At 36.2% G+C, this 14,121-nt stretch carries 14 protein-coding genes and 1 tRNA gene; 10 read left to right on the top strand and 5 right to left on the bottom strand.

Translation table 11 applies throughout. The annotated features are described in order from the left end of the window. The first annotated feature begins 118 nt into the window (after positions 1-118). The gene (locus AC52CF_RS05860) at positions 119-847 is read left to right on the top strand and encodes a hypothetical protein (RefSeq protein WP_496517941.1); all 729 of its coding nucleotides are present in this window, start codon (positions 119-121) and stop codon (positions 845-847) included. A gap of 309 nt (positions 848-1,156) precedes the next feature. Here AC52CF_RS05860 and AC52CF_RS05855 read toward each other — a convergent pair whose 3' ends face one another. Next, a complete protein-coding gene (locus tag AC52CF_RS05855) occupies positions 1,157-1,708 on the bottom strand; it encodes a hypothetical protein (RefSeq protein ID WP_214590445.1) in 552 nt (183 codons plus the stop codon). A 490-nt stretch (positions 1,709-2,198) separates the two neighbouring features. On the opposite strand from AC52CF_RS05855, the gene AC52CF_RS05850 reads away from it, so the two are divergent. Together AC52CF_RS05850 and AC52CF_RS05845 are read left to right on the top strand one after the other, a co-directional pair. Further along, a complete protein-coding gene (locus tag AC52CF_RS05850; protein WP_214590446.1) occupies positions 2,199-2,519 on the top strand; it encodes a hypothetical protein in 321 nt (106 codons plus the stop codon). 261 nt (positions 2,520-2,780) lie between these two features. Next, on the top strand, positions 2,781-3,506 hold the full coding sequence (locus AC52CF_RS05845) for a hypothetical protein (protein WP_214590447.1): 726 nt from the start codon (positions 2,781-2,783) through the stop codon (positions 3,504-3,506). 836 nt (positions 3,507-4,342) lie between these two features. Here AC52CF_RS05845 and AC52CF_RS05840 read toward each other — a convergent pair. Further along, the gene (locus tag AC52CF_RS05840) at positions 4,343-6,586 is read right to left on the bottom strand and encodes a polyribonucleotide nucleotidyltransferase (protein WP_214590448.1); all 2,244 of its coding nucleotides are present in this window, start codon (positions 6,584-6,586) and stop codon (positions 4,343-4,345) included. Between the two features lie 230 nt (positions 6,587-6,816). Continuing rightward, positions 6,817-7,086 (bottom strand): 30S ribosomal protein S15, encoded by a 270-nt coding sequence (gene rpsO / locus AC52CF_RS05835; RefSeq protein WP_214590449.1) that lies wholly within the window; start codon positions 7,084-7,086, stop codon positions 6,817-6,819. Positions 7,087-7,259: 173 nt separating this feature from the next. Here rpsO and AC52CF_RS05830 point away from each other — a divergent pair, with 173 nt between their 5' ends. The 5 genes from AC52CF_RS05830 to AC52CF_RS05810 all read left to right on the top strand — a co-directional run bounded on the left by AC52CF_RS05830 (position 7,260) and on the right by AC52CF_RS05810 (position 11,011). Next, on the top strand, positions 7,260-7,811 hold the full coding sequence (locus AC52CF_RS05830; protein WP_214591112.1) for a pyruvate decarboxylase: 552 nt from the start codon (positions 7,260-7,262) through the stop codon (positions 7,809-7,811). Between the two features lie 589 nt (positions 7,812-8,400). Continuing rightward, a complete protein-coding gene (locus tag AC52CF_RS05825; RefSeq protein ID WP_214590450.1) occupies positions 8,401-8,550 on the top strand; it encodes a hypothetical protein in 150 nt (49 codons plus the stop codon). 17 nt (positions 8,551-8,567) lie between these two features. Continuing rightward, a complete protein-coding gene (locus tag AC52CF_RS05820; protein ID WP_214590451.1) occupies positions 8,568-8,711 on the top strand; it encodes a bacteriocin-like protein in 144 nt (47 codons plus the stop codon). A 213-nt stretch (positions 8,712-8,924) separates the two neighbouring features. After that, a complete protein-coding gene (gene mgtE / locus AC52CF_RS05815; RefSeq protein WP_214590452.1) occupies positions 8,925-10,247 on the top strand; it encodes a magnesium transporter in 1,323 nt (440 codons plus the stop codon). Between the two features lie 26 nt (positions 10,248-10,273). After that, the gene (locus tag AC52CF_RS05810; protein WP_496517940.1) at positions 10,274-11,011 is read left to right on the top strand and encodes an ABC transporter substrate-binding protein; all 738 of its coding nucleotides are present in this window, start codon (positions 10,274-10,276) and stop codon (positions 11,009-11,011) included. Positions 11,012-11,214: 203 nt separating this feature from the next. On the opposite strand, the gene AC52CF_RS05805 is transcribed toward AC52CF_RS05810, so the two are convergent. Then, positions 11,215-11,664 (bottom strand): GAF domain-containing protein, encoded by a 450-nt coding sequence (locus AC52CF_RS05805; RefSeq protein WP_087711498.1) that lies wholly within the window; start codon positions 11,662-11,664, stop codon positions 11,215-11,217. Positions 11,665-11,676: 12 nt separating this feature from the next. Next, positions 11,677-13,104: a TonB-dependent receptor gene (locus AC52CF_RS05800; RefSeq protein ID WP_214590454.1), complete on the bottom strand. Its 1,428-nt coding sequence runs from the start codon at positions 13,102-13,104 to the stop codon at positions 11,677-11,679. A 54-nt stretch (positions 13,105-13,158) separates the two neighbouring features. On the opposite strand from AC52CF_RS05800, the gene AC52CF_RS05795 reads away from it, so the two are divergent. Together AC52CF_RS05795 and AC52CF_RS05790 are read left to right on the top strand one after the other, a co-directional pair. Next, the gene (locus tag AC52CF_RS05795; RefSeq protein WP_496517939.1) at positions 13,159-13,926 is read left to right on the top strand and encodes an MBL fold metallo-hydrolase; all 768 of its coding nucleotides are present in this window, start codon (positions 13,159-13,161) and stop codon (positions 13,924-13,926) included. A 78-nt stretch (positions 13,927-14,004) separates the two neighbouring features. Then, positions 14,005-14,084: transfer RNA gene (locus AC52CF_RS05790), tRNA-Leu, on the top strand. Positions 14,085-14,121: the final 37 nt, after the last annotated feature.

Raw genomic sequence — 14,121 nt, 5'->3', positions numbered from 1 at the left:
ATGCATTTTATTACTTGTATAGTAGTAGATTTGATAGATATTTTTACAAGAAAAGTTTATAAAGATATCATAGTTTCTTCTTTAGATTATTGTATAAGAGAAAAAAGAATGATGTTGTATGGCTACGTCATCAATAGATGTTATTAACCCAAAATTCCTAAATAATATGAATTTTAAAACTAAAATAGTTATGATTTTATTATCCTCTTTATTACTTACGAATTGTAAGGAGAAAATGAAAAAATGTGTAAGTCAATCTACCGATACTAATGTAAAACTATATAATGATTTAACAGATCAGTTGATACCTTATTTTTTTAGAGAAGATTATTTAGGTAAAAAAAAATATTTTGATAGTTTAAGAGTTCATAATGAGGATTTATATATCGAAGAGAAGACAAAAGCGTACAACGAAATTTTTAATCATCCTGAAAAATATTGCAATTTGTATATAGATTCTACTAAAAGTAAAAACACAGATTTTGCAGCAGATAGTATTGAAGATAATATAAAATACATAGAAAGAAAAAAGGATTTTTTTAAAGACTTTTCTAATAGTCCAGATATTAAAAATTTAAGCACACGAAGTTCTATAAAAGCAAATCAATTTAATTTGTGTACCGCAAAAGTACTGGATCTGGCAGAGTATGATAAACATACTAATGAATGTGAGATAGGTGTTGTCTATTTTTCAGAGATTGTATTTGATCGTTCTAAAAGAAGTGCATTAGTTTTTGTTGACCATCATATAAAAAAAGATTATTACGGTAGAAATGCTATATTTAAACTAAGATTGCATGATAATTATTGGGAAATAGAAGATGCTATGTTAGTGTCAACTTCCTAATTCTTGATAGCGCGGATTTGTAATCCGATAGCGCGAATCCCGATACCCGATAGCGCGGATTTGAAATCCGTGCTGTACTTCCAAGCTCAAAAATGCTTTGGTTATATCCCACTCGATATCTCGGATTTGTAATCCGTGCCTGTAATATCAACAAAAACACCTGATAGCGCGGATTGTAAATCCGCGCTGTACTTCCAAGCTCAAAAATGCTTTGGTTATATCCCATTTCTTCATAAAATCCTATACAAATTCTTCTCTTTCTATGGAAGATTTCCTGATTTCCGGAACAGTAACTTTATGGGACGTAAATCATTTTTTCGCATTCGTATAAAACGAATAATAATAAAAAACAGGATACCTTTCAAAAGTTTCTGATTTACCCATGGTGTACGCATCATGCTCATATATATTTGAAAAATCAAGGATAAGAGATTTCTTTTCCGGGAAATTAAAGATAAACTTTATTAAACTGCTTACAGCAGTTTCCGTCTCATAAGTAAATAAAAGTTGTTTTCCGTCAGCGCTGTATACTTTCTTATTATAGACTCTCGCATTCAGTTTTTTATCCACACCCGTATCATTAGATTTTACCTTGTACATCAATGTTTCCTTACCATTCTTCATAATGTATACATCTGCATTTTTATAACTATTATCATACTTAAAAACAACGGCTTCATTGATTTTCATAATCATATCTGTGAATTTTTCTTCATTAGGGATCGACTGGGTTTCCGTGCCTGCAGGCATTTCGATGGGTCCTGATTTTGAAGCTGCTGCCGGTTTCTTTTTTTGTGCATTGATAGTAATCCCGAAGAATACCATTGCAGTTACAACTGAAATAAATTTGAAAATTTTCATGGAATATTTTTTTTGCAATGTTATGTAAATTATTTTGAAATGATCTTATTATTTATTTAAAATCTAATGATGAATGAGTATGTGATTTAAAACATCGGATTGATAATAATTAAATGTTATGGTTTTCTGTAATATTTTTCTGTGTAGAAATCATATATTTATAACAATATCTAACCATGTCGGTTGCTCAAAATCAAAATTAATATGACTCCCCCGCTTATTAAAGTTTTAAGACTTTACGAAGCGAGTTTTGTCTAAGGCGTGTCAAATTTATAATTTATTTTTACCATTAAGGAGTTAAGCCTCTTTTAGCTTAAAAAACTTAATAAAAATCGATGTATTGATTTCTTAACTAGAATCAGCTTAACTGGCTTAAATTCTTAATGTTAAATTTAAGAATAAACAAAGTTTATTTTAATTGAAAAAGTTAAGAAAAACCTGTAAAACTTTTATTTAGCAATATTTAAACAGGTACTTAAATTAATTGATAATGAAATCACTCAACATACAAGAAATAATTGGAAATAAAGGTAAAATAGTATTCGATGACTTAAGTCCAATAGATATATCGTTGGGCATTGAAAATAATATTGACGATTTAAAAGAAGATTTGCTGCAAGTTGAATTGACAAACGGCAATGTATTAGATGTTGGATGGTATCCTTCATCGGATATTGAAGGATATTTTAGCGTTTGCATAATAAAAAATTATGACTGGATGGAACCATTCTATCTAGAAAAATGCAATCAATGGAATGACTTAAATGAATTAATAAAAGAAGCCGTAAGGTTTAATTTGGAAAACAGCTAAAAAACAGGCTGAAAGATTTCAAAGAACAAGATAAAACAACACCCCGTTGCGCAAAGTCTCTCAACTTTGAGCAATAATTTCAAACTCAAAAACTGATTTTGCAAGCTCTACTTTTAAAAACTAAAACCTCTTCACCCCACCCCACAGACTTCCCTATCCCAACTTTACATAACACGCTGACTATAAAATATTTAATAAAAATTATTTCCGTTTCAAAATAAATTTTATATTTGGAAAAAATTAAAAAAAACACAACAATTTATGTCTTCAAAATCAGAAGTAGGGCACGCTAAAAATGTCGCGAACCTTCAAAAATTAATTCAGCAGATCTCCGTTTATTCCCTTTACAATCCACCGGTTCCCGAACTTACCATCGATAGTCTTCAGAACCTGTACACCACTGCCAGCGCCAAACTCGTGGAAGTCGAGGAAAAACGCAATGCCAATAAAAATGCCATTGCTCTTCGTCAGGACGCATTCAAAAACCTGAAAACAAACTGCACCCGAATCACCAACCGTTTAGAAATTCTGGGCTTATCACAAGGGACTCTGAATCAGGCAAAATCCTTAAACCGCACCATACAAGGAGCAAAAAAGAAACCTGCTGCCACACCCGAAGAAGGAAAAGAAGCACCCAAAACCATTTCCACTTCCCGGCAGTCTTACACCCAGCAGGCAGAAAGCTTCGGGATACTCGTACAGTTGTTAGAAACCATTCCTTCCTTCACACCGGATGAAGAAGAACTGAAACTGACAAACCTCAACACCTACAAACAATCATTGGTAAACACCACTCAGGCAGTAGACCAGGCCGAAGCAGAACTTAACCTCAAATTCATTGAAAGAAATAGAATACTGTATGCAGAAGGAACCGGACTCTACCCCATCGTACAGAATGTAAAAAAATATGTAAAAAGCCTGTACGGGGCAGCCTCTCCGGAATATGCCAATATATCTGCCATAAAATTCTCCACACTGAAGGAATAATCCCCTGCAATACAATGAATAATCAAAACAACAAATCTTTCCGCAACAACCAATAATTAAATCAAAGCATCCTGACCGAATATTCAGTCAGGATATTTTTTATTTAAATACCTGCAATCTATATTAATGTAAATTCCACGTAAAAACAATACAACAATATCAACAGGAATGGGCTTCAGCCCATTTTAGAGATCAGGAAAACAACAGGCTTCAGCCAAAACCTACAGTCTATTTCTATCAAAGTCAGTTTTAATTTGAAAACCCTATACCGAGCCCCAGACCAGCACAATTAATAAAATACAGCCGTTGAATGATCAATCAACTTTCAATCCCCTTATATCAAACTCACATGACATTGGAGCACCGGAAAGTTATATTCCTGCACCTTAAAGTTAGATTAGAGTATCATAAAGTTACATTGGAGCATCATAAAGTTAGATTAGAGCATCATAAAGTTACATTGGAGCATCATGAAGTTAGATTAGAGCATCATAAAGTTAGATTGGAGCACCCTAAAGTTACATTGGAGCATCATGAAGTTAGATTAGAGCATCATAAAGTGATATTCTTCCATCCGTAAAAAATAATTTTCAGCCTCTCAGCTTAATCCTGCCCCCACAGCCATACTTTACCCTAAACAGCTCCGTAGGAGCATAATCTGTGTAGAAAAAACAATCCATACAATAGCAGAACTCCGGAGGAGTTTAATCTCAGCCCTTAAAACCTCCACCGCAAAAACAATCTCAAATCCCATTTCTCCCGTTCCCAATAACAAAACCCCATAAAAAAACCACCGGATTCCGGTGGTTTTCATATCTGTTAATAACAGATTTATCTTAAGCTTCAGCCGAAGGATTCTGATCTCCCGCAGGTTTTTCACCTTCAGGTCTTCTCTGTCCTTCCGGTCTGTTAGGTCTTTCAGGTCTTCCCTGCCCTTCCGGTCTTGGTTTCCCTTCAGGCTTCGGAGGTCTTGGTAAAAGAACTTTTCTGGAAAGCTTCATTTTCTTACGGTCATCATACCCCATAAATTTCACTTCCACTTCATCACCTTCGTTATAAGGAACCTTATCTAAACGGGACCATTCGATCTCAGAAATGTGAAGAAGACCTTCAGTACCCTTAGCAATCGCTACAAAAGCACCGAAATCCATTACCTTCACCACTTTCCCTTTATAAACCTCTCCTACAACAGGAACAAAAGTAATCTCATTGATCTTCGCAACCGCAGCATTGATCTTCTCTCTGTCTGTACCTGCAATCTCGATACGTCCGATTTCACCAATCTCTTCAATAGCAATAACCGTATCCGTATCCTTCTGCATCTGCTGAATGATCTTTCCGCCAGGTCCGATTACCGCACCGATAAACTCCTTCGGAATCTCCATTACCACCATCTTCGGAGCGTGAGGCTTAACGTCAGCTCTTGGTTCAGCAATCGTTTCAGTAATCTTATTTAAAATATGCAATCTTCCATCTCTTGCCTGCATCAAAGCCTTTTCCATAATATCCATAGAAAGCCCCTGGATTTTAATATCCATCTGGCAGGCTGTGATACCATCCGCAGTACCCGTTACTTTAAAATCCATATCCCCTAAGTGATCTTCATCTCCTAAGATATCAGAAAGTACCGTGAATTTACCCGATTTTGTATCCGTAATCAATCCCATGGCAATCCCCGAAACAGGTTTTGTAATCTGTACACCCGCATCCATCAATGCCAGTGTTCCTGCACAAACCGTTGCCATAGAAGACGAACCGTTAGATTCTAAAATATCAGAAACAATTCTGATCGTGTAAGGATTTTCTGCAGGGATTACTGCAGTTAAAGCTCTCTGAGCAAGATTCCCGTGTCCGACTTCTCTTCTTGAAGTTCCTCTTAAAGGTCTTGCTTCACCCGTAGAGAACGGCGGGAAATTATAATGTAAAAAGAATTTTTCGTCATGCTGCGTAATCACGCTGTCGATCATGTTCGCATCCTTTACAGAACCTAAAGTAACCGCAGTTAACGACTGAGTTTCCCCTCTTGTAAAGACTGCAGAACCGTGTGCTCCCGGAAGATAATCGATCTCAGACCAGATCGGACGGATCGTTTGAGGATCACGGCCGTCAAGACGGATATTTTCTTCAAGAATCATCTGGCGCATCGCCTCTTTTTCAACGTCGTGATAATATACTTTTACGAAAGGAGTTACTCTTTCAAGCTCTTCCGCATCCTCTGCATACTGCGCAAGGAACTCATCAAGAACAGCCTTGAACTTCTCCCCTCTCTCTTCTTTAGCCGATGGAGTTTTTGCTACTTCATATACCTTATCATAGCATTCCTTCCATACTTTCTCACGGATTTCCTCATCATGAGTTTCATGAGAATACTCTCTCTTAGGGAAAGATTTACCCACTTTCTCAGCAAGTCTTTCCTGAGCTTCAATCTGCTTTTTAATTTCAGCATGAGCGAAATTGATCGCTTCCAGCATTTCCTGCTCAGAAATCTCCTTCATCTCACCTTCCACCATTACGATAGAATCCTTTGTAGCCCCTACCATAATATCGATGTCAGACTTCAGAAGATTTTCATAACTTGGGTTAACGGCAAGTTCTCCGTCTATTCTTACCACTCTCGCTTCAGACATCGGTCCGCCGAAAGGAATATCTGTAATAGCAATCGCTGCTGAAGCCGCTAAACCAGCCAGAGCTTCAGGCATTACTTCCTTATCATAAGAAATTAATGAGATCATTACCTGTACTTCCGCGTGGAAATCTTCAGGAAATAACGGACGCAAAACCCTGTCCACCAATCTCATTGTTAAAACTTCATCATCAGAAGGCTTCGCCTCTCTGCGGAAAAAGTTTCCAGGAATTCTTCCTCCTGCATAAAATTTTTCTCTGTAATCTACCGTTAAAGGTAAAAAATCCACTCCCGGATTCGCTTCTTTGTTGGCTACCACCGTTGCTAAAAGCATCGTTCCGCCACATCTTACAACTACGGATCCGTCGGCCTGCTTTGCCAGCTTCCCCGTTTCAATAATGATTTCCCTGCCGTCTGCAAGAGTAATCGTTTCTGTAAACGCTTGAGGTATACTCATAAAAAAATTGTCTTCATGTACTCCGTATTGAGTACGATTATTATTTAAACTCTTTAAATTTTCGTTTGCAAAGGTAATGTATTATAATGATTTTTTTAAATTTTTGCCTGTAAAATCTTACACATCTGCCCTATAATTTCCATATATTCTGCACCGAAAACCACTTCTGATTACGAAAACAAAAAAGCAACCTCTCTCGAGATTGCTTTTTATGTGAAAATCTTTGTAGATTATTTTCTTAAACCTAATTCAGCAATAATTGCTCTGTATCTTGCGATATCTTTATTTTTAAGGTAATCTAATAAACTTTTTCTTTTACCTACCAGTTTCACCAAAGATCTTTCTGTGTTGTAATCTTTGTGATTGCTCTTTAAATGAGCAGAAAGGTGGTTGATTCTGAAAGTGAAAAGTGCAATTTGTCCTTCAGCACTTCCTGTGTCCTGTGCAGATTTTCCGTGCTTTGCGAAAATTTCCTGCTTTTTTTCTGTTGTTAAGTACATTCCAATATTGTTTAATGATTATTATGTAACGGGTGCAAAAGTACGACTATTTTTTTATTCTGCCAACATTATTGATTTCATTTATTGATTTTGATAGAAAAAAATGTTAAAAATTTCTTAAAAAAATTATGTTACCCCACTAAAAGGCAGTAATTTTGCATACGAATTTAGTGATGAGAAAATTAATAACATTTACCACCTTTACTTTAGCTCTTTTTGCAGGTTTTTCTTTATTAAAAGCTCAGAAAAACCGTGAGAACAAGATCAAAAAAGTTTTATATTTCAATCCTGAAGTAGAACCCGACATTCAGGAAATTAAAGAACCTACCAATACCGCTTTCTTCAGCGCAGTTTCTGATAATTTAAGCGAAAGAAAAAACAAAATGCTGAGAACGGAAACACAGATTTCCTTCGACAGCATTGATAAACAGACCGTTTGGGATTACTGCAAAAATAACGAAGCCGATTTTGCCATTGTTCCCAAAGTTAAATATTTCAAAGTAGGAATAGGAAAATACGTCTTTTCCAATCAGGTAGTTGTAAGCATGAAACTTTTTGATGCAGAAGGCAATCTGATTACAGAAACAGACTACGACACCTATAAAAAGAACATGAGACTGCTTGGTTCCACCGTAAACTCCGTAAAAATAGGAACCAACGGAGCCATAAAAGAAATTGTAAAGCAGTTAAAAAAAATGAAACACGCCGCTGAATCAGAATTATGATTTCAGGAAAATCTACTTAATTTTTATTTCAACGAAGTCCCACAAAAGATAAGCGATACTTTACTTAAGTTCAGGATTTCCCAATGAAAAAAAATGAATAGCCTTTAAAAACCTTTTATTTTTATTCTTTTGAAAACTTCAACGATTCTGTTTCAGGTTTAATTCTAATCCTATACACTTCAATTCATCAGGAAAAATATATTGAGAAATCCTAAATTGATTTTAAATAAACAGCAAGGGAAAATCAGATTATTGTTTTCCATTAAAAATAATCTCAATCTGAACACATTCTAAATAAAGCTCCGAAGTTAAAAACTGCTATGCGCAACATTTAAATTCATCAATTTAAATTCATCGCAGTGTGAATAATTACAATTATTATTAGTAATTTAGTTAAGAACAATTCTTCAAACTATCTAAATTGAAATTTCTTAGCATTTGCACTCTCAGATTGCAGATGCTTTTTTATTATGGGATAATACAGAAGACATTCATCAGTAAAACAACACATTAAAATCAAATTATTTTCATTTAACAGTGAATAATACAATCTTTTTTGTATTTTTAGCCTACATTAAATCTAAATAATATGAAAAATTCAAACCTGAAAAAGCTCACCAGAAAGGAGCAGGAAAAAATCAACGGCGGAGGACTTCAGAGATGTCATTACCATTTTGAATGTCCGGGAGGATCCTGCTGCCAGAATGTTTGTGTGTACTACAACTGCCCTGAAGTATAACCCCTGAAAAGTCTATTATGAAAAATCTTAAAAAACTCACCAGAAAAGAGCAGGAAAAAATCAACGGAGCCGCTATGGTACAATGCACAAAAGATGCACACTGCTTTATCGGATGGTGCTGTTCCTACAGCTGCGTTCCGTATGCCTGCATTGAACCTTAGTCGGAAAACCTCTTACTGAAAACCTGAAAATTCAGTACATGTAAAAAAGAAAAACAATAATTTATCACTTTTAAAATTTAATTTTTTCAAAGCATTCGTTTTTGCGGATGCTTTTTTATTTTCAGAAATTTAATTAATCCTTAAATTTTGCAGTTCTTTGGGCAATTTTAAAAATTTGGGTTATTTTTGCACTACTCTTAAAAATTTGACGTTTTGAATTCTAAAGACGAACTTATCTTCAACCCTGCCGATATTGCCGAAACTCTTAGCGAACTTCACGCAGATGAGAGGCTTTTGGCATTTCTGAAAGTTCCGAAAGAATACAAAGCGGAAGTTTTTTCACATCTTGATCCCGATTTTCAGGAAGAAACCATCAGAAGCATCGGAAGCGATGAGGTTTCAGAAATTCTGAATGCGATGACGCCGGATGACAGAACGGCTCTTTTTGAAGATTTTCCGGATGAGCTTATCAAGTACTCCATCAATCATCTTAATCCGCAGGAACGCAGAATTGCCCTTAAATTACTAGGCTACGATTCAGATTCTATTGCCCGTCTGATGACGCCTTATTACATCCAGATCCGTAAAGAATGGACGATTAAAAGATGTCTTCAGCAGATTAAAAAAGTAGGAAGTAAAGTAGAGACGATGAATTATCTCTACGTTGTGGACGAAAGAAACCGGCTGATCGATGATATTGCGCTGGGAAGTCTTTTACTGGCGGAGGAAGAAACTTTGGTTTCAGAAATTACAGATAATCATTTTGTTGCCATCACGACAACGACTTCCAAAGAAGATGCGGTACAGTATTTCGAAAAGTATGACCGTGCTGCGCTTCCTATTATTACAGAAGCAGGAGTTCTGGTAGGAATTGTAACGATTGATGATATTCTCGACCAGATCGAGCAGCAGAATACGGAAGATATCCAGAAATTCGGGGGATTGGAAGCTTTGGACGTTCCTTATACGCAGACTTCTCTTATCGAAATGGTAAAAAAGAGAGGAATGTGGCTGATTATCCTATTTTTCTCTGAAATGCTTACAGCTTCGGCGATGGGTTATTTTGAAGATGAAATTCAGAAAGCAGTTGTTCTTGCACTTTTTGTTCCATTGATTATTTCCAGCGGGGGAAATTCCGGTTCACAGGCGGCAACTTTGATTATCAGAGCGATGGCTCTTCAGGAAATTACTCTGAAAGACTGGTGGTACGTGATGAGAAAAGAAATTTTCACGGGTTTATCATTGGGCGGAATTTTAGGGATCATCGGTTTCTTAAGAATTATGATCTGGCATAAAGCAGGTTTTTTCGACTATGGAATTCACTGGGCTTTTGTAGGATTAAGTGTAGGCGTTTCTCTGGTGATGATCGTTCTTTGGGGAACTCTTTCGGGTTCTATGGTTCCTTTTATTCTTAAAAAATTAAAACTCGATCCGGCAACTTCTTCTGCTCCTTTTGTAGCTACACTGGTAGATGTAACGGGATTAATCATTTATTTTTCGGTCGCAGGACTTTTCTTAACGGGTAAACTTTTGTAATTTTAGGCGGCATCTAAAATTGTACAATGAAGGTAGTTTCTTTGGTTCCCTCAATTACTGAGGCTTTATTTGATTTGGGTTTAACGGAAAAAGAAGTGGTCGGAAGAACGAAATTCTGTATTCATCCTGCTGGGAAGGTAAAAAATGTAACGGTTATCGGCGGTACAAAAAATATCAATATTGAAAAAATAAAAGCTTTGCAGCCTGATCTTATTTTAGCCAATAAGGAAGAAAATGTAAAAGAGCAGGTGGAAGCTTTAATGGATGATTGTAAAGTAATCGTCACCAATGTTGAAAATATTGAGGACAATTATTATATGCTTAAAAATTTAGGCAAAATCTTTCATCGGGAAGAAAAAGCACAGCTTTTTAATCTTAAAATCTATGATGTTCTCAACCACGCAAAAATTAAATCCCCCTTAAAAGTTGCCTATTTAATCTGGAATAACCCTTACATGACCATCGGTTCCGATACTTTTATTCATAAAATTCTGGGTGAGATTGGTTTTGAAAATATTTTTAAAGATCAGAAACGTTATCCTGTCATTCAGACGGAAGATCTTGCGGAAGCGGAACTGATAATGCTGTCTTCTGAACCTTTTCCTTTTAAAGAAAAACATATTAAAGAGCTAAAAAAGTTTTATCCTGATAAAAAAATAATGATTGTAGACGGAGAAGCGTTTTCGTGGTACGGAACGCACATTGCGAAGTGTGAAAATTATTTTAAGGAACTTATTTCTGATCTTAGACACGAATTTCACTAATTTTTTCACGAATGGCAGTCACTCTTTTTTAATGGATTTTCTAAGTTTTGGCTGAAGCCGATTTATTCGTTTGTTGATGAAAACGGACTAAAGTCCGTTTATTTCGAAAGAAAATTTTGATTTACCCCTATCATATCATACAAAAGACTCCGGCTCTTCGAGCCGGAGTCTTATATTTTAAACACTTTAAAAGCGATAATTTTTTACAAAATTTTGGAAACTTCGTTACAAAGCCACTCCAATAATTCTCTGTCTTCTTCGGTAAAAGGATCAATTGTGTGGGAATCGATATCAATCTGACCGATATTCTGTCCGTCTTTGAAGATCGGAACCACGATTTCTGCTTTGGTATCGATAGAACAGCTTAAATAATTGCTTTCTTCATGTACATCGGGAACAACAAACGTTTCATTGGAAACCGCAACCTGACCGCAGATTCCTTTTCCGTAAGGAATGATGGTATGATCTGTAGGAGCTCCAACATAAGGTCCCAGTTTCAACTCGTCTTTATCTCCGTTTTTGAAATAAAAACCTGTCCAGTTGAAATAAGATATTTCCTGATCCAAAAGGTGACACACTTTCTGAAGTTTCTCTTCGGTATTATGTTTCGGACTTTCAAGAATAGACGAAAGCCTTTTTTTTAATTCTGACATTTTTTTACTGTTTTAAGAAAATTGTTTTAAGGAAAGTTCTTCTTTGTAGCCGAACATTCCACGCTCTTTTATCATCTCTGCCACTCCTTCCGGAAGCTGATTTTCCCATCCTTTTATATTGCACCCGATCTTCTTCAGGATATCTCTGGAATAAATTTCCAAAAACTCCGGATTGTAATTGGTGATGTCCACAATACGGTTGTTGTGCTTGAAATATTTATAAAGCTCCTTCAGGTTTTCTTCCACTTTAAGGTTATCGGAATCCAGCAGTTCCAGAGTTTCCGGATCTTTATAAGGATACAGATACACTCTCATCCCGTTTCGGAAAAATTTTCCGAAAGCTTCAAGAATTCCTCCCGATAAATTTTTATAATACTTTTCGTCAAATACCATTAGAAGATTATTCACGCCCATTGCAACTCCGATTTCTCCGCTTGTGTAAGACGCAAAATAATCAATCAGTCGGTAATATTCAGAATAATTGGACACGATTACGGTATATCCTAATTTGCCGAGAACATCCACTCTGTCGAGGAAATCCCTTTCATTGATGTCTCCGTCGGCGCGAAGGTTTGAAATGGTAATTTCTATTAAAACTTCGGTTTCATCCTCAGTACAGGTTACTTCTTTCATGAACATATTGAGTCCGTTCTGAAGCATATCAATGTTCACTTTCGTTACTGGTCTGAAACTTCCTCTTACCGCAAAAATATTTTTCTTGTACAAAATATCCGCAGGAAGCATATTATTCCCCTCCGAATTGAAAATCACGGCATCCGTCATTCCGTTTTTAACCAGCTGTAAAGACATCAGCCTGTTATCCACATACGCAAAAGCAGGTCCGCTGAAATCGATCATATCAATTTCCAGATTGTCTTTTGCCACGTCGTCGTATAAAGATTCTATTAAATTTCGTGGATTGTCGTAGTAATGAAAGGCTCCAAAAATTAAATTCACTCCCAGATTTCCAAGGGTTTCCTGCTGCAAGGTAGCATCATTCTCTTTGAATTTTACGTGAATTACAATTTCATTATAATCCTCGTTCTCTTTTACCTGAAAACGGATTCCAACCCAACCGTGACCTTTGACTGTTTTATCAAAATTGATCGTGGTAACAGTATTGGCGTAAGAAAAATATTTTCTGTTGGGATTGCTTTCTCTTGAAATTCTTTCTTCGATAAGAGCGACTTCATAGCGAAGCATTTTTCGAAGTCTGTTTTGGGTAACGTATCTGTTTTTTACCTCTTTTCCGTAGATGGCATCACTAAAATCTTTGTCGTAAGCCGACATCGCCTTAGCAATTGTACCGGAAGCTCCCCCTGCTCTAAAAAAGTGTCGGACTGTCTCCTGCCCTGCTCCAATTTCTGCGAAAGTACCATAAATAGTAGGATCTAGATTAATTGTTAATGCTTTTTGTTTAGGAGTTAGTTTCTGATACATTAGGACATTAAATTTTTCGTAAATTTACCAAAATTAAACCAACCTCAAAAGAAAATGAAGTTGAAATTTTTAGGAACGGGAACTTCGCAGGGTGTTCCTGTGATTGGCTGCACTTGTGAAGTGTGTACTTCAGGTAATCCAAAAGACAGTCGGCTCCGCTCTTCTGTAATGATAACGACCGATGAAGACAAAAAAATCCTTATCGACTGCGGACCCGATTTCAGGCAGCAAATGCTTACCAATCAGGAAGATCGTGTAGATATTGCATTGCTTACTCACGAACATAATGATCATGTTATCGGTCTTGATGATATGCGTCCTCTTATTTTCAAAACCGGAAAAGATATCTCTTTATACTGCTCTTCCAGAGTTGCCAACGAGGTAAAAAATCGTTTTCCTTATGCTTTTGCAGATGAAAAATATCCCGGAGCTCCGGCTTTTGAACTTCATGAAATTGAAAACAGAACTTTCGCAGTTTTAGATACTGAAATTACACCGGTTGAGGTCATTCATTTTAAAATTCCCGTTTTCGGTTATAAATTTAAAAAGCTGGCTTATATAACAGATGCCGGATTTATTTCTGAAATGGAAAAAGAAAAATTAAAAAATCTCGATGTCTTGATTTTAAACTGTATCCGTAAGTCTGATCCTCATCCTGCCCATTTCATTTTACCGGATGTCATTAAATTATTTGAAGAACTGAAACCTGAAAAATTATTTTTAACCCACATCAGTCATCATTTAGGATTGCATGACGTTGAAGATAAACAGCTTCCATCCGGAATGCACCTTGCCTACGACGGTCTGGAGATTATTTTTTAAAATTTTTCTTCAAAAACTTTGGAGAATAAAGAAAAGTTTCTATATTTGCACACCGATTCAAAACAAGGTAACACACTTGCCCAGGTGGCGGAATTGGTAGACGCGCTGGTCTCAAACACCAGTTCTTAGGAGTACCGGTTCGATCCCGGTCCTGGGTACAAAAAACCTCTGAAATCATTTGATTTTCAGAGGTTT

The organism is Chryseobacterium sp. 2P, assembly GCF_059579425.1.
The sequence above is the reverse complement of the archived record's forward strand: the minus strand, read 5'-3'. Positions and strand labels throughout refer to the sequence as shown.